Below are 22,368 nucleotides of genomic sequence, written 5' to 3'. Positions count from 1 at the left end.
ATTTGGATATTGCTTAGATAATGTTAATGGGATAAGAACTTGAAAGTTCATCTGTAATTTGATATATTTAGGTAGAAACAGCTCTTTGGAGTTGATTTTACCATCGATTTTTAGTGGCAAAAGGGGGAAAAACTAGGGGAAATAATATGCGTTTAAATGCCTTTAAAGGCATTTTTTTAATTTTCTTTTTCAGTTCTAAAACTGCCTTTAAATATGTTTTAAGGTGGTTTTTTGTCGTTTTTTATCAAAACAGTTTAAAGTATGATTATAGACAAAATCGCGTTTTGGACTTCACAGGTGTGGAAAACTTTTTGGCAGAAATCTCTTTTCAAAGCATCTTATTTGATAAAATCAGAATGCCGAACGTGTTCCTCCGCCATCCACCACTGAAACCGTTCCTGTTATATATTTAGCCCGCGGCGAAACCAGGAAAATAGCCATATCTGCCATATCCTGCACTTTACCAAAATCTTGTAAAGGTATTTCACTCTCAGCGTATTTCCGGCGCTCATCGCCAGGAAAATAAGGCCGGATGTTTTCAGTATCGATAAGTCCTGGTTGTAAACAGTTCACCCTGATTCCGTATTTGCCTAGCTCACTGGCAAGTTGTTTAGACCACATTGCCACTGCGGCTTTAGCAATAGCTGAAACATTCAATGAGCGTAATTCATAAGTACTGGTCAAATTGAGTATTGTTCCTTGTTTGCGGGCAATAAAATGTGGTAATAGTGCTTGTGTGAGTAGCCTGGGGCGCTCAAAATCTAAAGCCATCGATTTAGTCCAGGGTTCTTCCGGTCCTGTAACATCTACAGGCTGACTTTGGCCCGCGTTGTTGATAAGGATGTCGATATGGCCAAGTGCAGCTAAGGCCGCAGTGGCAATTTTGTGAGGCGCGTTATGTGCTAGCAAGTCCTGTGCAAAAACAATAGGGGCAGGGTTGCCTTCAGCAACGATTTCATTGGAAAGGCTCTCTAGAGATTGTTGGTTACGGCCTGTTATAAAAACTTTTACGCCTTCCTTTGCCAATTCTTTTGCTATTGCTCTACCAATTCCTTTAGAGGCTCCGGTTACCAATGCAGTTTTCCCGGTTAAATATAAGTCCATATTTTCTCGTGATTAAAATGACCTTGCAATAATAATCTGTACCACGTATTTTTATAGCATACACTACCATTTGTATGGTACAAACAAATTTGTAAGTAATGACGGCACGAAAAGAAAATTCGACTTATACCCTCAACGAAAAATTTATAACGGATTGCGATCTGACTTATGCGGCCAACAAAATAGGAGGGAGATGGAAAATTGTAATATTGGATAAACTTGGAAACCGAAAATTGAGGTTTAGCGAACTGAAAAAGGAATTCCCATATATATCAGAACGAATGTTAACCTTACAGCTGCGTGCATTAGAGCAGGATGAGCTGGTTAAAAGAACCGTTTATGCAGAGGTTCCTCCAAGGGTAGAATATGAACTAACTCCGATAGCAGTAGAGTTTCTTCCCATTTTTTGTCAATTAAGTGCCTGGGGTAAGAAGAATAGATCATAAAACCGCCAAAGTATGACTATAGATATATGTAAATCAGCAGATATTGGTTACCTTTAATTGATTTGGCAGCTATTTAATGCTGCATCAGTTGATGAACCGAGTTTAAAAATTATATTGAGGTAAGTATTATGGCAGAAGTTAAATTAAATATCCAAAAAGAAGAACCCAGCGCATTCGAACTTTATGATGAAGGTGAAAAATACGGAGAAATGGTTTTTGATATTCAGGGAGAAAATTTAACGGTTTACCATACCGAAATTGATCCTGAAAAAGAGGGCAAAGGTTATGCAAAACTATTGCTTGATGCAATGATAAATTATGTACGTAAAAATAACCTGAAAGTAATTCCACTGTGCCCTTACGTGCATTTGCAATTTAAACGCCACGAAGAACTTTACAGAGATATCTGGAACAAAGTGCGTGAAAACGATTAATCGATAAATAATTCTAGAATTATGTTCAACATAAAAAAAGGGCATATATTCTCCCGCAAATTACGCAGGAAAGCGCTGATTTGTAATTTTACTCTGCGTTAATCTATGTGATCAGCGGGAAATTAATAGCCATCATACAATTAACTTATCACTAGAATTAAATTCAGAAAAGCTACACTAATCAAATATTTTGATCTGGATATTTTGTGCGATATCATCAAAGAAAATTAACTTTACAGAAAATCCAACCACTAAATCTTAAATTATACTACGCACAAAAATGAAACTCGTAATCATTCAGAAAAACGTTTTAGTAATTGTTTTCATGCTGTTTTCACTTGCTGCCTTGGCGCAAGGCACTAATGCTGATGCATCAAAGAAATTAAATGCACTTCAACAACAGTTCGTTGATCTGCGTTTTGGCATGTTTATCCATTATAACATCCCAACTTACGCAAATGCGGATTGGCCTGATCCTGAAACTTCTCCGAAATTATTCAACCCCAAAAAGCTTGATGCAAACCAGTGGGCCAAAGCGGCCAAATCTGCTAATATGAGTTATGGTTGTTTAACCACTAAACACCACAGCGGATTTTGTATCTGGGACACCAAAAGCACCGATTATAATGTAATGAACGGTCCTTATGGAAAAGATGTGGTAAAGCAGTTTACCGATGCTTTCCGTGCAAACGGATTAAAAGTTATGCTTTATTATTCCATTTTGGATACACACCATAAACTGAGGCCTAATCAGATTACGCCAAAACATATCGATATGATTAAACAGCAATTAACCGAGCTATTAACCAAATACGGTAAAATTGAAGCTTTAATTATTGATGGCTGGGATGCACCATGGTCGAGAATTTCATACGATGACGTGCCTTTCGAAGATATTTATACTTTGATCAAAACGCTGCAGCCCGATTGTTTAGTAATGGATTTAAATGGAGCAAAATACCCATCAGAAGGACTTTATTATACCGATATTAAAACTTACGAAATGGGTGCAGGCCAACGCATGCCTAAAGAAAGTAAAGTGATGCCAACTTTAGCTTGTTTGCCCATTAATACTTCATGGTTTTGGAAAACCGATTTTCCAACGGTTCCGGTAAGAAAACCACAAGAGATTGTAGATGAGTTAATTAAGCCTTTAAACACGGCAAGCTGTAATTTTATTTTAAATGTGGCGCCAAATAGAGATGGTTTAATTGATGATAATGCACTAGTTGCCTTGAAAGAAGTTGGTCAATTATGGAAGAACGAAGGACCGACCAAATCGCTTCCGCCATTGGGTTTGCCTATCATTTCCAGTAACCTTGCCAAAAATCAGGCAAGCAACTCAAGCTGGAGCAACGATATGAATATTATGGATTTTGCAAATGATGATAGTTATCGGTCATCATGGGAATCGAACAGTGCTGTAACAAATCCTTGGTACGAAATCGATTTTAAGAACGAAAAAGCTATAAATATGATTGTTGTAGCTGAGCAAAAAGAAAACATCGATACTTATGTACTTGAATATTGGAACGGTGCAGAATGGAAAAAAGCTTTTGACGGAAAAAATGAAGACCGCATTAAAATTCACCGTTTCGATCGCGTTTGGACAAGTAAAGTTCGTATCCGTATTACACATGCCAGAGAAACGCCATCCATTGCCGAATTTCAGGTTTTTAATGAACGGAGATTATAAAAAAGAACTAAAGCCGGTTGTTTTGTACGATTTATTATTTAATGTGTATAGATATGCATCTTCATCTATTATTTAGCGGTCTTGCTCTATTTTTATTTCATTCGAAAGAAAGTAGCGGTACTTTTATAACAAGAATCAAATCAACGGGACGATTTAGGGATCTTATTGGGGTTCCTCAGCGATGAGGACCCTTTTTTTATTTAGGGCTAATGATATTGATCAGATAGTTAAGCGCATTTGCAGAATGAATTGGCAAAGATTGTATAACCAGTTTAAAACTTATCCTTCATGCCGAAAAGGCCCATTAGCCCTCCGGTATGGATAGCCAACACTTTTTCATCTGTACCAATAATTCCTTTTTGCTGCAGATCCCGGATGGCATAAAACATCTTTGCTGTATAAACAGGATCTAAAAGTAATCCGGTTTGGGCTGTGAAAGTTTTAATAAAATCAATCAGTTCAGGTGTTGTTTTGGCATAACCTCCAAAATGATAATCGAGGTGAAGTGTTAGCTGGTTGGAAAGGGGAGTATATTTCGCTATTTCGTCTTTAATAAACGAAGCTCCTTTTAACACGGGTATGATATGTAGTTTTGTGTTTAGATTGTGCTGTTGAATTCCTTTCAACAAACCTGCAGCTGTGGTTCCTGTTCCGGCAGCGCAAAAAATGTGGTCGTATGGTTCCGCCAGCTCTTCAATTACTTCTGCGCAGCCAATGGTGGCTTCAACTGATGCCCCCCCTTCATTTATAAAAAAAGCTTGTGCGTTGGACGCAAAATATTGATCAAACAATTGGTGTTTATCCCGATAACTTTCACGGTCGGTAAAAATGAGTTTCATCCCAAATAAACTACACAGTAATAACATCTCATTTTTTACTTCTTCTCCACGTACAAAAGCAGTAGCGGTTAAGCCCGATCTTGATGCTGCTGCGGCAGTTGCCACAAGGTGATTGGAATAAGGGCCTCCAAAAGTGACCAGGTGTGTTTTGTTTTCTGCTTTGGCCTTGGCTAAAATGTATTTGAGCTTACGCCATTTGTTGCCGGAAATATAAGGATCAATAAGATCATCCCTTTTAACAAACAAGTTGTTGAAAGGTGCAAATGTTATTTTTTGTACCGGGCTATAGATTTCTTCGAACACGTATGAAAATAAAAGGGGGTTGTATCATAAATATAGATTTGTCATCCTGAGCCTTTCGAAGGACCTATTTAAATACTCTTTAGGGTGTTTCGACAGGCTCAACATGACAGCATCTGGGTTGAAATTGCCTTTATGATACAACCACTTTAAACATAATTATATCTAATCGTTTATTATTTACCGATACCTAAACCTATACCTGCATTAACCATACTGTATTTTGCCTGGGTATATGAACTGTAAAATTTAAAGAAACCAAACTTCAACTGAAAGCCTAAACTTCCTCTTATGCCATCAATATCGGTTTGTTTCACAGAAATCGGATCAACATAAGTTGCATTACTTGCACCATCTTCAAATTTATAAGTACCAAGCGCTTTTAAATTGGTATTCGAGGTTTGATAACCGACCTCCGCTTGTATAAATTTGCATTTTACCACCTTCATGGTCATCGCCAAATGCAGTAGGGCCTATAGATGATGCACCAGGTGCAGGTTTAATATTACTTAAACCCAAGGTATTTACATCATAACTTCTGCCCGATTGCGGCACAAATGGTGCAGAGGCAGATACCCGCACCTCGAATTTTAAAAAACCTTTCGATTGAGCAGTGTTCGACCATCCATCGGTTAAACCCAGGCCCAAACCTTTATACAAAGAATCAAAATAGGCATTAACCAGTTTGGTCGCATCTGCTGGCCCGCCAACAAATAAGCCGCCAACATCTTGCTGGGCACTTGCTTTTTGAGCCATCACCAATAAAAATAAGTCACACAGGGCCTTTAAAGAGTAGCATTTTTTCATATAAAAAATTTAGAATGTTTTGATTGTGAGTAAAGATAGGGCTGTTTTTTCGAAAACTGCAATCATTAAAAAATTCTTGGAGTTAAAAGTTTATTTTTGCGCCATGGAAAATGTGGTCGAATTGCAGGAATCAGAAGAGCAGGAATTATATGAACATTTAAAAATTATTGTCGATAAGGGGCAGTCTTTGCTTCGAATCGATAAATTTTTGATGGTGCGCGTAGAAAATGCCTCCCGAAACCGTATTCAAAACGCAATTGATGCAGGGAATGTACTCGTTAATCAGAAACAGATCAAAGCGAGTTATAAGGTTAAACCTTATGATGAGATATCTATCGTTTTACCTCACCCACCACGCGATACCGAAGTTTATCCTGAAGATTTACCGCTTGATATCATTTATGAGGATAGCGATCTTTTGGTGGTGAATAAAGCTGCCGGAATGGTTGTACACCCTGGTTTTAATAACTATACCGGAACTTTGGTTAATGCTTTGGCGTTCCATTTTGAGCAACTGCCTCAGTTGCCTGGCAATGATGGCCGACCAGGCCTGGTGCACCGCATTGATAAGGATACCTCGGGTTTATTGCTGATCAGTAAAAATGAAAAGTCTATTACACACCTTGCACGTCAGTTCTTCGACCACAGCATTACCCGTAAATATATTGCACTGGTTTGGGGCGATATCGAAAACGATGGAACGGTAACCGGTTACATTGGCCGAAGTGTGAAGGATCGCCGTGTGATGGATATTTACGATGATGAAGAAAAAGGGAAATGGTCTGTAACGCACTATAAAGTATTAAAACGTTTGGGTTACGTTACTTTGATCAGTTGTGAGTTAGAAACGGGTCGTACGCACCAGATCAGGGCGCACATGCAACATATTGGCCATCCACTTTTTAACGATGCAATGTATGGTGGCGATAAGATTTTAAAAGGGACTACGTTTAATAAGTATAAACAGTTTGTTGATAATTGTTTTGAATTGCTGCCCCGTCAGGCTTTACACGCACAAAGTTTGGGTTTTATCCACCCCACCACTAAAGAGTATATGTATTTTGAATCGCCATTGCCACCCGATTTTAAAGCTGGCTTAACCAAATGGGAAAATTATATCGCTACATCATAAAATATGCTTCAGGAGTACCTTTTATTTAATGATGAATTTCAAGCAGTTGATTTTCCGATTTTAACGGCTTCGAACAGAAGCTTCAAATTTGGCGATGGACTATTCGAAAGCATGCGAATGATTAATAATAAGCTGCAATTTGCCGATTTACATGCCGATAGATTAACGGCTGGCATGAAAGCGCTTAAAATTGATGGCCATGCTTTAATGGATGATTATTTTCTTCGCCAAAAAACTGCCGATCTGGCCAAACGCAATAGATGGAATGGCAATGTCCGTTTTCGCCTTTCTGTATACAGGGGTGGAGCTGGCGTTTATACGCCCGAAATAAATAAAGCAGGTTATATTTTAGAAGGTATTCCCTTAAAAGCATCTACATACGAGTTGAACAGCAAAGGTTTAATCATTGATGTTTTTGATGAAATGACCAAGCCGGTTAATAAACTCTCGAATTTTAAAACAGCCAATGCGCTGCTTTATGTCATGGCCGGAATTTTTAAAAGCCAAAACCGTTTAGATGAGGCAATGATTCTGAACCAATATGGTTTTCTTTGCGAAAGTATCAGTGCCAATGTTTTTGTAGTTTATAATAAACAGATTTATACGCCGTCGCTAGCTGAAGGTTGTATAAGCGGCGTAATGCGTACGGCCATTATGCAGTTGTGCAAAATGAACGATATGCCTTTAATTGAAGCGCAGATTAATCCTGAAATATTAAAAGAAGCCGAAGAAGTTTTTATCACCAACGCTACGCAAGGCATTCAATGGGTAATGGGCTATGGCCGGAAACGTTATTTTAACGAGGTATCGAAGTTTTTGATCGAAAAACTAAACGCTTTATAAATATACTCGTCATCTCGATTGAAGCGCAGCGGAACGGAGAGATCCTTACTTAACTCATTATTTTTTTGGAAAGCAAAGATCGTGGTGCTTCGGTTCCGATAGTCCCGCCCTTGGCTTAATCCCGATAAAATTTGCTTTATAAGATAAACTATACTGAATCGGGATAACGCTGCCGGTCGGGTTTATTTAACAAAGGGCAGTTCTACTATGCAGTTTAAACCCAAATAATTGTACTTCTGTGGCCACCTAAACCCGATCAAAGCGATATGCCAATTTCCTTCAAATTGGCAGAAGCGGGAGCGGGGCTGTACGGACCTAAAAGCTACTGCAACTGCTTTCCGAAAAAACTCTAAAGTTTTCATTACAAATCGTTTGTCATTCTGAACGTAGTGAAGAATCTCTTGGCAATAACACACCGCTAAACTTCATTATAAAGATCCCTCATTGCATTCAGGATGACATATACTACGACGCCAAACGCGCTAACTCCAAACTCTTTTACAACCGCATTCCCCTTAAAAAATCTTCGATCAGCATTCGTTTTTTTCCTTCGTATTGGATATCTAAAAGCTTGATAAAACCATCTTTAGCAGCAAATTTCAAATAGGTTTTACCATCGGTTAAAAAGCCTCCGGCTACAATGCCTGGCTCTTTATCTTCTATTTCGGCCTTAAATACCTTTAAGGTTTTCTCATTGAGTGAGGTAAAAGCAGTTGGGTAAGGGCTTAAACCGCGGATTAAATTATGGATGGTTTGCGCCGGACTGTTCCAGTCGATTTTGCAATCTTCCTTAAAAATCTTCGGCGCATGCTTTAAATCATCATTTTGTGGCTGCGGCTGCTCTGTTATATTATTGGCTTCGATAGCAAGTAGTGTTTTTACCAAAAGCTTTGCGCCAACAACCATCAATTTATCATGCAACTCACCCGCAGTTTCGTCGTCGGCAATGGGCACACTATCGCTGAGGATAATATCACCGGTATCAATTTCCTGTTTAAGGAAAAATGTAGTTACGCCACTTTCTTTCTCGCCATTTATAATGGCATGGTTGATGGGGGCTGCACCACGGTATTGCGGTAACAACGAGCCATGTAAATTGATGGTTCCTTTAGCCGGCATATTCCAAACTATTTCTGGTAGCATTCTAAAAGCCACGACCACTTGTAAATCGGCTTGATAAGATCTGAGTTCTTCAATAAACTCAGGATTTTTTAACTTTTCAGGCTGTAAAACTGGGATTCCTTTTTCTACAGCATATTTTTTTACTGCACTTTCATTCAGTTTTTGGCCACGGCCTGCAGGTTTATCTGGTGCAGTAACCACTGCAACTACATCGAAATTGGCTTGTACCAAGGCATCTAAAGAGGTTACCGCAAAATCGGGTGTACCCATAAAAACTATTTTCATAAAGAAAGTGTTGTGTTTCTAAAAATAACGTGGCTACCCACGTTAAAGTTTTGCAAATAACTAAAAATAAATCCATACTTATAGGTAAAAAATGGTACAAGGCAAAGATGTTGTTCAGGCAAGTGGATTGGTGTATGTAACTGATACCATGCCTGGTATTTACCGTAAAGGAAAACCTGGCAAATTTCATTACGAAGATAAAGAGGGCAACAAAATTACCGAAGAGAAACATCTCAACCGGATAAAAGCCTTAGTTATTCCACCCGCATGGCAAAATGTGTGGATTGCCAATAAGCCAAATGCATATTTACAGGTTACCGGTATTGATGCTGCAGGCCGGAAACAATATAAATACCATGCAAAGTGGACCAGCCGCCGATCTGAGGCTAAATATTTCCGTTTGCTGGAATTTGGAAAAGCATTGCCCAATGCACGGAAAAACCTGGAGAAAGACCTCTGCAGAAAAGATTTTGATGAACGCAAAGTATTGGCCATTTCTGTAGATGTACTGCAAAAAACGCTAATCCGCGTGGGTAATGAAAGTTATAAGCAATTGTATGGTTCTTTTGGCTTAACCACACTTCGCGATAAGCATGTTAAAATTGAAGGAAGTAAAATTACCATGGATTTTGTTGGAAAAAAAGGTGTTCGGCAAAAAGTAGAGTTAAACGATCGTTCGCTGGCAAAACTGGTCAAGAAATGCAGGGACATTCCTGGGCAGGAATTATTTCAGTTTTATTCGAACGGGAAAGAACATAAAAGTATCGATTCAGGCAAAATAAACGCTTACATTAAAGAAATTACAGGCGATGATTTTACGGCTAAGGATTTTAGGACCTGGGGCGGTACCTTAGAAGCATTGCGCCAATTTTCGAAGTGTAGTGCTGATGAAAACTTTAATATAAATTCAAAAAAAACAATTGTAACGGTTTTAGATTGCGTAGCGAAAAAATTAGGCAATACCAGGGCCGTTTGTAAGAGTTCTTACGTATATCCGTTATTGCTCACCGCTTACGAAAACAATGAACTTGGTAAATACATGAAAAAAATGAATAATAACAAAACAACCGGTAAATTAGATTTAGCGCACGATGAGAAAATTTTATTATCATTTTTAAAATCAAATAGTAAATAGATACTTTGTTATAAAAATCGTCATTTCTAGCGGAGTGAAACGCAGTCGAGAAATCCGTCGTATGTATACGGCCGTAATAAGCTACACTCCGGTTGCAATGACGGCGTTTTGAAATTATTCTTTAGGGGCCTTTTTTATCGGATGAACAGGTTGCTCCTCGAGCTCACGCTGCTTAGCGGGATTATTCGTTTTTGGTGCTTTGTTAGGGGTGCTGTCATTATCCTTTCTAACTGTTTTATGGTCAACAGGCTCCCTGCCTTTAGGTACTTCTTCCTGGTAATTGCTTCCTGGTTTATCGCTTTTAATTTTCGGACCGCTCATAGCTAAAATGATTGAATGATTGATTTTTGAATGATTGAACAGCACAACGCTTATCAATTACAAATAATAACAAACCACTATCTGTTAAGTTTGAAAATAATTGCAAGGGCAATTTGATCCTTCTCTCACTCAGTCATTCAATCCTTAATTATAAAGCAAATATTTCTTACGCATGGTTTTGTACGCACTCAGGCCCGGTTCCCAGCTCGCTCTAATCTCTGCTTCACTTTTTCCGTCGATTACCTGTTGTCTGAAATCTGCCACACCAACTAATCTCTCGATAGTACCCATTTCTTTGCTTAACTTGGTATTAAAGAAATCTTCTTTTCTTGGCGATGCGTTATAAAGTTCAATTAACCAGCTGATGTTTACCTGTTTCGATTTTACCAGTTTTGAGGTATCGTAAGTTCTTAAATCTAAGCCATAACAAACCTGATCCTGAAACAATGGTGTTTCAGACATTCCTTTTATACTTTTTGGTGTAAAGCTGAAATCAAATTTTCCCTTAAGGTACGGTGCTCCAACAACAGTAAATGGAAACATCGTTCCGCGGCCATGGTTTAAATAGGTGCCCTCAAATAAACAGGTAGATGGATAAAGTAAAATAGATTGCTGCGTATTCAGGTTAGGAGAGGGTTTAATTGGTAAAGTATACTCCATATCATGATTGTAATTGGCGTTTTTGATAATGGTAATCTTACATTTCACTTTGTTCTTTAACCAGCCTTCACCGTTTAGCATTTGCGCATATTCGCCAACCGTAAGACCGTGAGCAATAGGAATCGGCTGTACACCAATGCCCGATTTAAATTTTGGATCCAAAATCGGTCCATCAATTAAATAACCATTTGGATTGGGGCGATCTAAAATCAACAGCGTTTTGTTGTTTGCGGAGCAGGCTTCCATAACGTGCTGTAATGTATTGATATAAGTGTAAAAACGAACACCAACATCTTGGATGTCAAACACCATAATGTCTATATCTGCTAAATCTTCAGCCGTCGGTGTACTGTGTTTGCCATAAAGCGAGATGGCTTTTATGCCTGTTTTGGTATCAACATCATCGTTAACGGTAACGCCAGCGCTGGCATTGCCTCTAAAGCCGTGCTCAGGACCAAATATCTTCTGGATTTTAACACCTCGTTTCAGCAGGCTATCAACCGAAGTCTGTGTGCCGATAATTGATGTAGGGTTAACCACCATACCAACACGTTTTCCTTTTAAAAGCGGGAGGTATTTTTCGGTCTGCTCTGCACCGGTTTTAATTGTAGATGGCAGTTTAACATTCCTGATCATCAGTTTTCTGTTTTCAGGGCTTTTCTTTCCAAGAACTTCCTGTTCGAGTGGTTTGGGTTGTCCGCAGGCCGATAATGCAATTAAACTGGTTAAAACAAAGCTGATGTAATTTTTCATTTTGAGTATTATTCTAATCTTCCGGTATTATAACAAAACAATTTACAATATATTTTAATTATGCTATTGGTATTTTCTTGTTACAACTTAATGATTGATGTTTAAAGTTGGTTATTTATTTCCGAAAATGCCATTTTTAAAAAGGAATTGAGCATTTTTGTTAATACAAATTGATTAAATTGAATTTCGAATATTTCATCGCAGGGCGGATAGCCATTAAATCTGAGCGTACTTTTTCAAAACTTATCGTGCGTATTGCAATAGCAGGCGTGATGTTGAGTTTGGCTGTTATGATTCTCTCTATAGCCATTATAAAAGGCTTTAAAACTGAAATTCAGGATAAAGTAAGGGGCTATTTGGGCGATGTGCAGGTTACCCGTTACGATCTGAATAATTCTTTTGAGCATTCTCCCTTCGTACTTGATGGAGAAACAAAGAAAATGCTCAAAAACAATCCCGATATTGAATATTATTATCCTTTTGCTACAAAACCTGCCATCCTTTCGGCCAATAATGAAATTGAAGGCATTAATTTTAAAGGGATAGACAAGAGCTACAAGTGGGATTATATTAAGCAGCATATTATCAGCGGAACCATTATCGATTTTTCCGACAGTACGGCTGCCATGCAAGAATTACTTATCTCGAATTATACGGCAAATCGTTTAAGACTCAAAACAGGTGATGATTTTATCATGTATTTTGTTCAAAACCAGTTGCGGCCTCGTAAATTTAAAATTGTAGGCATTTACGATATTGGTGTAGAAGATATTGATAAGGGTTTTGTACTGGGCAATCTGAATATAATTAAACGCCTGAATAACTGGGAGGCCAACGAAATTGGTGGTATAGAGATTAGGATTAATGATTTTAACAGGCTTAAGCCTATTGCCAATAATATTTATGAAAAGCTTCCACGCAATTTGCGCTCGTATTCTATTGAAGAAAATTTTCCTAATATATTTACCTGGTTAGGTCTTCTTGATGTAAACACCAATGTGCTTTTAATCCTGATGCTCATTGTAGGTGTAATTAACATGGTTACGGCATTGTTGATTATGATTTTGGAGAAAACAAATATGATCGGGATGCTAAAATCTTTTGGGGCCAGTAACTGGAGTATTATGAAAATTTTCCTTTACAATGCGGCTTATTTAATTGGTATTGGCTTATTGCTGGGGAATATTCTGGGTTTAGGACTTGGTTTTTTACAGCAGGCCACTCACATTTTCAAACTTAACCAGGCCTCTTACTTTTTAGCTTATGCACCAATAGAATTTCATTTTATCGATGTGCTGTTGCTTAATATCGTTACGGTAGTGGTGTGTTTAGCGGTTTTGATTATCCCTTCGTTATTGATCAGTAAGGTTTCTCCGCTTAAAGCAATCCGATTTAAATAAGGAAAAAACTTGGGTCACCGGACAGATCATTTTCCGATGCCCAAGCAAACCTAAACTTAAGCTCTTGTCAACTCAACTTTTACAGTTTGTGTGTTATCACTTTTCTGAAGCTGAGGATATGGTGTAATGTCAATTAATTTGAGTGAATAATCTATGCCGTTAATTTTAAGGTTTGCTACACCCTCTAAGGTGCCACAATCTCCTTTGCATAAGATAATTTCCTGATCAATGTTATTAGATGTTAATTTGAAAAAAGCTTTTGCACCACCAGCGCCAATGCAATCAGCATTTATTGGGCAACGGCTATCGGTAATCGATTTTAATACTAATGTAGATGCACCGATTGATTTTGAAGTATTGATTTCAAAATCGTAATCCGTTGTTTTTGTTTCAGATTTTTTCTCACATCCAAAAACAAAAATAGATAAGACAATAAAGAAGAATATTAAATTTTTCATTTAGATGAGGATTAACTACTTCTTTTTAAAATATATTCATAATCTACGGTAGCATACGATGTAGCCGGAGAAAAATCTGTTTTTGCAATAAACCGTTTTCTAAGGGTTAAATCTACTCCGCTGCTTCTAATATCGTATTCACCGTTTAAAATCATATTCCAATCAAAATCTGCTGTCCAAACGCCCTCATCGGTAAAATATCCGATCCCGTTCTTAAAGTTATAGATTCCCTTACCTCCTGATGGTTTTAGGTTAGCATCAGCACTAGGAGTAATGTTGAATTTTCCATCCTGTAACGAGATTGAAATTGGTCGGGTTACCGGCACAGACCTAACACTATTGGTAATTACCAACACACCTGTATAGTAGCCATCCAATAAAACATCTACGTTTGTAGATTTTTTACAGCCTAAAGATAGGATCAGGGCAAAGAGGAAAATACAGATTTGAACTTTCATACCCCTTAAACGGAGTTCAAAATGAAAACGCTACACTTAAATTGAAATCCAGTCTATACCTTGGGTACTATGGATAAATTCTGTCCGTGGTTCGAGGTTTAAATACGGATAGGTGACTTTCGAAAGGTATAAGCCTGTTGGGTGGGCGGGCAATGATAGTTTTGAAGATTGCAGGGTAATCAGTCCGCTTTCAAATTCATCAAGACTAAGCTCCCCTTTGCCAACCATGAGGATTTTACCCATAATAATGCGGATCATTTTGCCCAAAAAGCGGTTGCTGGCAATATGAAACCTCAGCCTGTCGCCCTTTGGATTTACAAATAAATCGGCTTCCATTACATTGCAGATGGTATGCTCGTATTTATCAGGATGCGTACAAAAAGCCCTATAATCTTTGTATTGGGGTAATAATTTTACAACGGCTTTCATTTTATCAAAATCTAGATTATTTAATTGATAAAAGGAACTTTGGGTGCTTAAAAAAGGCTCTTTATAGGTATGGATAAAATAATCATATTTCCGTTGTACAGCATCAAACCGGGCATGCGGTTTCCCCTCCATTTTAATAATGTCGAATACTGCGATATTATAAGGTAAGGCTTTATTCAGGATGTAAAGCAGATCGAAATCAATCTCTTTTTCAATATCGGCGTGAAAAAAAAACTGACTGGCATGTACATGCGCATCTGTTCGCCCACAGCCGTTAATGGCAATCGGCAATTTTAAAATCTTCGATAGGGTTTGTTCAATAACTTCCTGAACGCTTTTTACCCCAGGCTGTTTTTGCCACCCACTAAAGTACTGGCCTTGATAGGCAATGTGAAAGAAATACCTCATTTTTCAGCTGCAATTTTACGGAAATTTTAGCAGCAGGAATATTAAATCATACTTTTGTGTGGTAAATTTTAATCATGGATTTAATTAACTGTCCTTGTGGAAGTAGAGCTGCGTTTAGCCATTGTTGCCAGCCTTATCATTTAAAAGTGAAGGCGGCACCAACTGCAGAGGCCTTAATGCGTTCCAGATATTCGGCTTTTGTAGTAGCTGATGCTGCTTATCTTTACGATACCACGCATAGCAGTAAAAGAAAAGGGCACTCGAAAAGTGCTTATATAAGCAATGCGAAAAATACCAAATGGCTAAAACTCGAAATTGTTTTTTCTGATTTTGATGTCGTCGAGTTTAAGGCCTATTATCTGAATAAAAAGTTCCAAACAGAAGTGTTGCATGAAAAATCTAATTTCAGGTTAGAAGACGGCAAGTGGTATTATGTGGACGGGGAATTTTATGAACAAGGTTGAATCGCAAATTTATATTAAATTTGCGATTTTACTCCTTTTGGCTATATTTTCTTTGCTTCATTCCAATATACATCCATCTCTGCAAGGGTCATATCAGCCAGGGCTTTTCCGTTTTCTTTTGCTTTGGTTTCGAGGTACTGAAAACGTTTGATGAATTTTTTATTGGTTTTTTCCAATGCATTTTCAGGATTGATATTAATGAAACGTGCATAATTGATCAAAGAGAAAAGTACATCGCCAAATTCTGATTCTGCCTTTTCGATATCGATGGCCGTATTATCGGCAACGTTAAATTCAGTTTTAAACTCCTGTAGTTCTTCTTCTACTTTTTCCCAAACCTGATTTTTATCTTCCCAATCGAAGCCTACGCCGCGGGCCTTTTCCTGAATGCGGGCAGCCTTAACCAAAGCTGGTAGTGAAGATGGAACACCAGCCAATACTGATTTATTGCCTTCTTTTAGTTTAATCTGCTCCCAATTGCGTTTAACGTCTTCTTCGTTCTGCACTTCAACATCGCCATAAATATGTGGATGTCGGTTTACCAGTTTATCGCAAACTCCGTTTAAAACATCTGTAATGTTAAAATCATTGGTTTCGGAAGCAATTCTCGAATAAAAAACCAGATGCATCATCACATCGCCAAGTTCCTTTTTAATTTCGTCTAAATCGCCCTCTAAAATGGCGTCGCTCAATTCGTAAATTTCCTCTATAGTTAAATGGCGCAATGTTTCCATGGTCTGTTTTTTATCCCAGGGACATTGCGTACGTAGCGTATCTAAAACAGTGAGTAAACGTGTAAAAGCATCAGCTGGATTATTGGCACTTGCAGGAATTGGATTGTTAGGCATGTTTTATGGTTGAGCTATATTTATCGAACGCTAAAGTACCAAACCCAAGCGATTAAGAAAAGCTGAAAGGGTATTCTGAACCATAAATATTTTGGTCCAGGCCCTGGTTTATGCAGATCTTCGTAATTGATGCGGTGTTTGGCAGTGTAAATATTGGCAGGTAAGATAGCAATGTAAAAAATAATTAGGGCTATCCCTGTAAAAGATCTGGTGCTTTCAATCGCCAGGCCAATAGCAAATAAAATTTCCAGAATACCTGTTAAAAGCACAATTTCTACCTTTTTAGGAATAAATAGGGGGATCATGGCAGCCATACTTGTTTTAAACTTGAAATGCCCGATAGCAGTAAAAAGTAACATCACAGCCATAGCAATATTGCCTGCAAAAATATTTCCTTTATCAAAGGTAGTATGGCCACCAAAAGCCAATAGCGCAACATAAACAATGATTAATACGAATAAGGGTTTCATGAAGTGGATTTTTAATCTATTTTATTAAATTAAAGGCAATTAAAATTGTAGCAATAAACAATACCAATAGGCCAGATAAAAATACGAAGTCGGCAACTTTTTCTAGCCGCTGGCTTGCAGTTTTTTGTCTTCTCATAGAGATAAAAGATAAGATGCAGCTGGTCATAAAAAACATTACGGCAGCTACGGCAAATTCATCAATTATGGAACCATCGGTAAGTGCGAGTTTTTTTAAAGAAGTAAGCACAATAAAGCAGATGCCCAACAGATTGGCAGAAGTGCTTAAAATATGAGGCGATCTATTTTCGGCCATACTAATCCTTTTCTTCTAATTTAATTTTTTTCGTAATCTGATAAACACGCTTCTTTTTGTCGGGCTTATGCTCTTCGCCCATTAAAATACCCCAAGGTTTTAAATTATCCACTCTATCGAAGATTATTTTTAATATGGCCAGATAAGGTATACATAAAAACATGCCCGATATCCCCCAGATCATTTCGCCAACTACAATGCCAATAAAGGCGAAAAGTGCATTTATTTTTACTTTCGAACCCACTACTAAAGGCATTAAAACATTTCCATCTATTGCATGTACGCCGACAAAGGCAATTAAAACCAAAAGCACTTTACCTGCACCAGCTGTTGCAAAGGTGATTAAACAGCTTACCAGTAAAGCAAAAAAAATCCCTAAATAAGGTACAACATTGAAAATGCCTGCTACCAAGCCTAACAGCACTGCATATTTAACCCCTAATAAACTCAGTACGGTAATCATTAATACCGTAACAATAAGCATCTGCAGAAATAAACCGATGATGTATTTTTTAATGATATATTGAATCTGACTAACAATTTCTGAAACTTTTTCTTTATGTTCTTCTTTAAAAACAGAAGTTAAAAAAGTGAATAAAACACGGCGGTAATTTAAAATGAAGAAGGTGAACAAAAGTGTGAAACCCAAAAATAATAGGGTAGAAGATAGTGTGGCCAGGGTTGTAGCTACAATTGCAGCGCTGGTAGCCAAAGCTTTTTCGGTACTATCATTTAAATAATCGAGTTGTTTCTGAGAATTTACACCAAAGGTGTGCGAAATCCATTTCTGCAGTTCATGGTACGAAACGTTGGCTTTCTCTTTTAACAATGGCCAATCGGCCCATAAATCGCTCAACTGATTGCCAAAAAAATATATAATTCCGCCAATTACAGCGATCATTAGCACTACTGAAACAAGAGTAGATAAGCTTCGTTTAAACTTAAATCTCTGCTCTAAAAAATTGCCCACGGGCAACAATAAAATTGCCATTAAAAAAGAGAAAAGTAGCGGTGCTAACAGCGATTGCCCTAAAATGGCGATATAGGTTAAGCTTATTAAACAGAAAAGTACCAAGGCAAGCTTGGGGAGGAACGATAATTTGTCTTTCATATAATTTTAAATCCTGTTTAATACAAAATGCCCGATTATTGTCTCACCAATCGGGCATTTAAATATAAGAGATTATTTTTTAATAGATACTTGCTTTATCTAAAAGTGAAATATCTTCTGGCGATAATTTTAAATTCACTGCATCCGTAAAAGATTTTAACTGGCTTAAATCGGTAACGCTTGCAATCGGCGCTGTAATTGATGGATGATAAATTAACCAAGCCAGGGCTACCGAAGCTGGCTCAACATGGTGTTTTTCAGCAACCTCATCCAATGCCGCTAAAATTTTAAAGCCACGTTCATTCAGGAATTTTTTAACGCCACCACCACGTTGGCTTTTATTCAAATCATCTTGGCTGCGGTATTTTCCTGTTAAAAATCCGCTAGCTAACGAATAATAGGTTACTACTCCCAAGCCATAATCCAGACAGATTTTTTCGTGCTCCTGCTCAAAGTTTTCTCTATCATAGAGGTTGTATCCTGGTTGGTAAACTTCGTAACGAGGCAGGCCGTGTTCAGTAGCATAAATCAAAGATTCTTTTAACCGCTCAGCAGAAAAGTTTGATGCGCCGATCCAACGTACTTTGCCTGCTTTAATTAAAGTTTCGTAAGCACTTAAAGTTTCTTCAACCGGAGTATTTTCATCATCGTAATGAGAGAAATAGAGGTCGATATAATCTGTTTGAAGGCGTGATAATGAATGTTCTACTTCATTTATGATGTAATCTTTCTTTAAAGATTTACCCTGGCCCATATCAGAACCTACCTTTGTTGCAATAATTACGTCGTGGCGTTTGTTGTGTTGTTTAAGCCAATTGCCTATGGTTGTTTCTGATTCTCCACCTTTATTCCCGGGTGCCCAACGCGAATATACATCGGCAGTATCGATAAAGTTGAAGCCATTTTCTACAAACTGGTTTAATATTTCAAACGATTTTTGCTCATCGATTGTCCAGCCGAATACGTTTCCTCCAAATACAATCGGTGCAATATTTAAATCGGTTTTTCCTAAAATTCTTTTTTCCATGATACGAATGTTAATATTAAACTAACAAATCTTGGAGCCAGCAGTTTTTATGGGAGGTCGAAATTATGTCAAAATGAGGTGAGGAGGGTTTTTGGAAAGCAATTAACCTTGAATTTTAAAGTTAGTCCTGCGTTACGCTATAGCTCCGTAGAAAAAACGGAGGCTGCCGCTTCACCCAGGTTTAGGTACTTTTGCAAATGCTACTATTTACATTTTCCTGCAAATTGCCCAAAACCTTTCCGCCCTATACCTTCTAACCCTCTGCCTTCGTTGCCCTAAGCATTTCTCTTTTTCCGGGTGCACCAGGTAATTTTTCGATGGTAAATCCGCAGGCTTTAATGGCTCTTTTCAGCTTTCCGGTAATGGCGTAAGTAACAAAAACTCCGCCTGGTTTTAAGAAACTGCAGGCATGTGCAATAATTTCATCACTCCACATTTCGGGCTGGTGCTGCACAGAAAAGGCATCGTAATAAATCACATCAAATTTTTGGTCGCTCTGGTATTCTGCCAAGGTAGTATGTGGAATTTCTAAGTTGCAAAGCGAAGTTAATTTTTGAGGCGCTTTTAATGCATCAGGGTAATTTGAAATAAAATCGGCCCATATTACTTCGAGAACATATGCTGCATAACCTGTTTGCTCAATTACTGCTGTAGGAAGCGGAAAGGCTTCGATACTGGTATAGTTAAGTTTAATGTTATTTGCCGCACAATATTCGAAACTTAAAATAAAGTTCAATCCGGTGCCGAAACCAACTTCGAAAATGGAAATTTCAGTTAAATTAGCAGATGTGAATTTTAATCCTGCATCAATAAATACGTGTTTGCTTTCCTGTAATGCACCATGTTTACTGTGGTAATGTTCGCCTATAGTTTCATTGTAAAGTGTATTCGAACCATCAGCAGTAGGCGTTATTATATTCATGAGCTAGGATTTAAAGGATTTTTTCAAGATAATGATGCAAATATAGACACAGGATCAATATGATTTCTGGATTTCAGGATAAATTAGCCAGAGATAGGAAAGCTAAGCCGCTTTAATCATCGGACTCCGGACGCCCGGCCTCTGACTTTTTCTCTTTCAGCTTTAATCTTTTGTTGTTAGCTTTGATCTTACCTAAACCCTAAACCCTAAACCCTAAACCCTAAAATGGATATCGAATCTTTCAGAGAATATTGTTTGAATTTACCTGGTACAACCGAGGGAATGAAATGGGGTCATTTATGCTTCATGATTGAAGAAAAAATGTATTTCATTATCGCTATTGATGAAGATAACAGTTTCTCTATAAAGTGTGATCCTGAAGAGTTTGATGCATTAACGGCTAGAGATGGCATACAACAGGCCCACCATATGGCTAAACGACAATGGATCCGGGTTGATAATCTGGAGGTGTTTAATGATACAGAACTGAAAAAAAGAGTGGCCGATTCGAGGGCGATGGTTTTAGCCAAATTACCCAAGAAAACACAGGCAAAGTATGCTTAGATTTTAAACTGAAGCATGGGAATATCATAGATGCAACCTCCTATACAAGTTTCTTTAAGGCCATGATGTAGCCAATGTGCATACCCTCGTGGAAAGGAATAAAATTTATTGCATCTTCAATTGAGTTTAATTTCATGCCATAACGTTTATCCCATGGGTCGAACTTTAGAAAGGCACCGCTTGAATAATCAGCGGCTAAACGATCCATATTATTTAACAGTACCTCGAAAATCGAATCAATCTCTTTCTGCTCAATAAGCTTTTCAGGCTTTGTCCCACTTAAAAACGGCGAAAAGTGCTCGTCTTTAACAGTTATCGCTAAGCCTGATCTTACATAACACATATTTTGCTGCGCCGCGGTTAAATGGGCGATATTCCAAATGATGTTATTGTTAAAACCTGCTGGGATTTTGTTTAATTGCTCGATGCTCAAATCTTTTACCAGCTCTAGTATAAAAGTCCTGGTATTTTTAATCTGGGTGATGGTAGCAAGTGTATCAGTCATTTAATTTTTTTATAGACAGTAACTTACTGCTCATTTTTAGTTTCCCCTTTGGTTTCCTTCTTTTGTGTATCATCTTTTTTTATGCCTTTATCCGCATTCAGTTCTTTCGACTTCATGATATTGAAACGGTACATTTCTTCAATCCCAACAAGTTTCCGAGTGCATTTATCAATGTCGGTACCTTCTTCCCATAAATATGGGCGAAAGCTATAAGTTTTGGTGCCATCTAAATTTGCAATAAACTGGTTCCAGCTGCTCCAACGTAAGCCTTTATAAAATTTAGAAAGATCACTATCAAAACAAAAAACAAGAAACTCACCATAGCCCGCTCCAAGTGGTTGCCAGGTTAGGCTGTTAGGCTCCAGGTAATACACGTTTTTAATGTCTTTACCTAAGCCGCCATAATTGATGGCAAAGAAACCACCTACAGCATCATCGGCAATTAAAAGGTAAGGAATGTTATCGCCATATTCTTTTATGGTTTTTCCTTTGTTCCATTCAGCAACATTCCGGCTCAATCTTTCGCTGCCCGAACCTAAAATTCTAATCCAGCCATTATCAACCAAAATGCCTCCTGTATTGTAAATTACCGAGCCAAGTGTAGCATAGGTAGTCATTTGCGAATTATATAAAACTTCTTTTGCTTTTGCAGAATCAACTGGCAGAATCTCGACCTTATTTTTGGCAGAATCGATCCACTTTTTTACCAGTGGCCAAGCTGGATCGGTTTTATTTACCAATGCTTCGAGACTGATTAACTTATTATCTTGAGCAAAAGTTATTGAAGAGACTAAAGTTAAACTTAGGATAAGAATTGTTTTGAATGCGCTTCTCATGAAAAAGGGGCTTATGTTTTTCCAAAGATAGAATGATAATTAAGAATTGTTGAAAGGAGTTGGATAATTTTTGATTAATTGTGCAGTCGGATGGTAACATCCGACTGATTTATTCAACATCTAAAAGAATTGATTATTCTACTGAATTGAATTGATAATTTCAGCCAGTGTTAGATGTTACATCTGATGCCACGCTAATAAAACGAAACGCCCCAATTAAATCGGGGCGCTTGTAATATAGGGATGATATAAAATAATTGACTATTGAGTGAAAGCCT

Annotated in this window: 27 protein-coding genes; 9 read left to right on the top strand and 18 right to left on the bottom strand. The window is 37.8% G+C overall.

The features are described 5' to 3' along the window. Positions 1-351: 351 nt before the first annotated feature. On the bottom strand, positions 352-1,104 hold the full coding sequence (locus tag EYS08_RS23315; protein WP_131032347.1) for an SDR family NAD(P)-dependent oxidoreductase: 753 nt from the start codon (positions 1,102-1,104) through the stop codon (positions 352-354). Positions 1,105-1,202: 98 nt separating this feature from the next. Here EYS08_RS23315 and EYS08_RS23310 point away from each other — a divergent pair, with 98 nt between their 5' ends. The 3 genes from EYS08_RS23310 to EYS08_RS23300 all read left to right on the top strand — a co-directional run bounded on the left by EYS08_RS23310 (position 1,203) and on the right by EYS08_RS23300 (position 3,680). Then, on the top strand, positions 1,203-1,550 hold the full coding sequence (locus EYS08_RS23310) for a winged helix-turn-helix transcriptional regulator (RefSeq protein WP_131032346.1): 348 nt from the start codon (positions 1,203-1,205) through the stop codon (positions 1,548-1,550). Positions 1,551-1,678: 128 nt separating this feature from the next. After that, a complete protein-coding gene (locus EYS08_RS23305; RefSeq protein WP_131032345.1) occupies positions 1,679-1,984 on the top strand; it encodes a GNAT family N-acetyltransferase in 306 nt (101 codons plus the stop codon). 280 nt (positions 1,985-2,264) lie between these two features. Next, the gene (locus tag EYS08_RS23300) at positions 2,265-3,680 is read left to right on the top strand and encodes an alpha-L-fucosidase (protein WP_131032344.1); all 1,416 of its coding nucleotides are present in this window, start codon (positions 2,265-2,267) and stop codon (positions 3,678-3,680) included. 272 nt (positions 3,681-3,952) lie between these two features. Here the strand turns inward: EYS08_RS23300 and EYS08_RS23295 are convergent, their stop codons facing one another. The 3 genes from EYS08_RS23295 to EYS08_RS23290 form a co-directional block, all read right to left on the bottom strand. Then, the gene (locus tag EYS08_RS23295; RefSeq protein WP_131032343.1) at positions 3,953-4,822 is read right to left on the bottom strand and encodes a 1-aminocyclopropane-1-carboxylate deaminase/D-cysteine desulfhydrase; all 870 of its coding nucleotides are present in this window, start codon (positions 4,820-4,822) and stop codon (positions 3,953-3,955) included. Positions 4,823-4,995: 173 nt separating this feature from the next. Further along, entirely contained in the window at positions 4,996-5,268 is a 273-nt protein-coding gene (locus EYS08_RS26545; protein ID WP_317130089.1) for a DUF6588 family protein, read from the bottom strand. After that, the gene (locus EYS08_RS23290; RefSeq protein WP_131032342.1) at positions 5,183-5,626 is read right to left on the bottom strand and encodes a DUF6588 family protein; all 444 of its coding nucleotides are present in this window, start codon (positions 5,624-5,626) and stop codon (positions 5,183-5,185) included. Before EYS08_RS23290 ends, EYS08_RS26545 begins: the two co-directional genes overlap by 86 nt. 103 nt (positions 5,627-5,729) lie before the next feature. Between EYS08_RS23290 and EYS08_RS23285 the strand changes: the two genes are divergently transcribed. Then, positions 5,730-6,758 carry an RluA family pseudouridine synthase gene (locus EYS08_RS23285; protein WP_131032353.1) on the top strand — a complete coding sequence of 343 codons (1,029 nt, stop codon included), beginning with the start codon at positions 5,730-5,732 and terminating at the stop codon, positions 6,756-6,758. A 3-nt stretch (positions 6,759-6,761) separates the two neighbouring features. Beyond that, complete coding sequence (locus EYS08_RS23280) at positions 6,762-7,601, top strand: aminotransferase class IV (RefSeq protein WP_131032341.1); 840 nt, start codon at positions 6,762-6,764, stop codon at positions 7,599-7,601. A gap of 498 nt (positions 7,602-8,099) precedes the next feature. On the opposite strand, the gene fmt is transcribed toward EYS08_RS23280, so the two are convergent. Beyond that, on the bottom strand, positions 8,100-9,008 hold the full coding sequence (fmt, locus tag EYS08_RS23275; protein WP_131032340.1) for a methionyl-tRNA formyltransferase: 909 nt from the start codon (positions 9,006-9,008) through the stop codon (positions 8,100-8,102). 91 nt (positions 9,009-9,099) lie between these two features. Here fmt and EYS08_RS23270 point away from each other — a divergent pair, with 91 nt between their 5' ends. Next, the gene (locus tag EYS08_RS23270) at positions 9,100-10,143 is read left to right on the top strand and encodes a DNA topoisomerase IB (protein ID WP_131032339.1); all 1,044 of its coding nucleotides are present in this window, start codon (positions 9,100-9,102) and stop codon (positions 10,141-10,143) included. A gap of 114 nt (positions 10,144-10,257) precedes the next feature. Here the strand turns inward: EYS08_RS23270 and EYS08_RS23265 are convergent, their stop codons facing one another. Both EYS08_RS23265 and EYS08_RS23260 read right to left on the bottom strand, forming a co-directional pair. Further along, positions 10,258-10,464, bottom strand: a complete 207-nt coding sequence (locus EYS08_RS23265; protein WP_244216031.1) for a hypothetical protein — start codon at positions 10,462-10,464, stop codon at positions 10,258-10,260. 144 nt (positions 10,465-10,608) lie between these two features. Beyond that, positions 10,609-11,877 (bottom strand): exo-beta-N-acetylmuramidase NamZ family protein, encoded by a 1,269-nt coding sequence (locus EYS08_RS23260; protein WP_131032337.1) that lies wholly within the window; start codon positions 11,875-11,877, stop codon positions 10,609-10,611. 179 nt (positions 11,878-12,056) lie between these two features. On the opposite strand from EYS08_RS23260, the gene EYS08_RS23255 reads away from it, so the two are divergent. Then, positions 12,057-13,277 (top strand): ABC transporter permease, encoded by a 1,221-nt coding sequence (locus tag EYS08_RS23255; protein ID WP_131032336.1) that lies wholly within the window; start codon positions 12,057-12,059, stop codon positions 13,275-13,277. A 56-nt stretch (positions 13,278-13,333) separates the two neighbouring features. Here the strand turns inward: EYS08_RS23255 and EYS08_RS23250 are convergent, their stop codons facing one another. The 3 genes from EYS08_RS23250 to EYS08_RS23240 are packed head-to-tail and all read right to left on the bottom strand — an operon-like array spanning position 13,334 to position 15,030. Then, positions 13,334-13,735: a hypothetical protein gene (locus EYS08_RS23250; protein WP_131032335.1), complete on the bottom strand. Its 402-nt coding sequence runs from the start codon at positions 13,733-13,735 to the stop codon at positions 13,334-13,336. An 11-nt stretch (positions 13,736-13,746) separates the two neighbouring features. Continuing rightward, a complete protein-coding gene (locus EYS08_RS23245; RefSeq protein ID WP_131032334.1) occupies positions 13,747-14,193 on the bottom strand; it encodes a hypothetical protein in 447 nt (148 codons plus the stop codon). 36 nt (positions 14,194-14,229) lie between these two features. After that, positions 14,230-15,030, bottom strand: coding sequence for a tRNA pseudouridine synthase A (locus EYS08_RS23240; protein WP_131032333.1), 801 nt, complete (start codon positions 15,028-15,030; stop codon positions 14,230-14,232). A 74-nt stretch (positions 15,031-15,104) separates the two neighbouring features. Here EYS08_RS23240 and EYS08_RS23235 point away from each other — a divergent pair, with 74 nt between their 5' ends. After that, entirely contained in the window at positions 15,105-15,494 is a 390-nt protein-coding gene (locus EYS08_RS23235; protein WP_244216030.1) for a YchJ family protein, read from the top strand. Positions 15,495-15,535: 41 nt separating this feature from the next. Here the strand turns inward: EYS08_RS23235 and mazG are convergent, their stop codons facing one another. The 6 genes from mazG to mnmD form a co-directional block, all read right to left on the bottom strand. Next, complete coding sequence (mazG, locus tag EYS08_RS23230) at positions 15,536-16,342, bottom strand: nucleoside triphosphate pyrophosphohydrolase (protein WP_131032332.1); 807 nt, start codon at positions 16,340-16,342, stop codon at positions 15,536-15,538. A gap of 20 nt (positions 16,343-16,362) precedes the next feature. Then, a complete protein-coding gene (locus EYS08_RS23225) occupies positions 16,363-16,812 on the bottom strand; it encodes a DoxX family protein (protein ID WP_131032331.1) in 450 nt (149 codons plus the stop codon). Positions 16,813-16,828: 16 nt separating this feature from the next. After that, positions 16,829-17,125 (bottom strand): hypothetical protein, encoded by a 297-nt coding sequence (locus tag EYS08_RS23220; RefSeq protein WP_131032330.1) that lies wholly within the window; start codon positions 17,123-17,125, stop codon positions 16,829-16,831. A 1-nt stretch (position 17,126) separates the two neighbouring features. Further along, the gene (locus EYS08_RS23215; protein ID WP_131032329.1) at positions 17,127-18,236 is read right to left on the bottom strand and encodes an AI-2E family transporter; all 1,110 of its coding nucleotides are present in this window, start codon (positions 18,234-18,236) and stop codon (positions 17,127-17,129) included. Between the two features lie 79 nt (positions 18,237-18,315). After that, positions 18,316-19,263, bottom strand: a complete 948-nt coding sequence (locus EYS08_RS23210; RefSeq protein WP_131032328.1) for an aldo/keto reductase — start codon at positions 19,261-19,263, stop codon at positions 18,316-18,318. A 253-nt stretch (positions 19,264-19,516) separates the two neighbouring features. After that, entirely contained in the window at positions 19,517-20,185 is a 669-nt protein-coding gene (gene mnmD, locus EYS08_RS23205; protein ID WP_131032327.1) for a tRNA (5-methylaminomethyl-2-thiouridine)(34)-methyltransferase MnmD, read from the bottom strand. 225 nt (positions 20,186-20,410) lie between these two features. Here mnmD and EYS08_RS23200 point away from each other — a divergent pair, with 225 nt between their 5' ends. Next, a complete protein-coding gene (locus tag EYS08_RS23200; protein WP_131032326.1) occupies positions 20,411-20,749 on the top strand; it encodes an MmcQ/YjbR family DNA-binding protein in 339 nt (112 codons plus the stop codon). 40 nt (positions 20,750-20,789) lie between these two features. Here the strand turns inward: EYS08_RS23200 and EYS08_RS23195 are convergent, their stop codons facing one another. Together EYS08_RS23195 and EYS08_RS23190 are read right to left on the bottom strand one after the other, a co-directional pair. Then, a complete protein-coding gene (locus EYS08_RS23195) occupies positions 20,790-21,254 on the bottom strand; it encodes a DinB family protein (RefSeq protein ID WP_131032325.1) in 465 nt (154 codons plus the stop codon). A gap of 23 nt (positions 21,255-21,277) precedes the next feature. Next, the gene (locus EYS08_RS23190; RefSeq protein ID WP_131032324.1) at positions 21,278-22,090 is read right to left on the bottom strand and encodes a DUF2625 domain-containing protein; all 813 of its coding nucleotides are present in this window, start codon (positions 22,088-22,090) and stop codon (positions 21,278-21,280) included. Positions 22,091-22,368 lie beyond the last annotated feature (278 nt).

This window comes from Pedobacter kyonggii (assembly GCF_004310665.1).
In the GTDB taxonomy this organism is placed as follows: Bacteria; Bacteroidota; Bacteroidia; order Sphingobacteriales; family Sphingobacteriaceae; genus Pedobacter; species Pedobacter kyonggii.
This window is presented reverse-complemented; position numbering and strand designations above follow the sequence as displayed.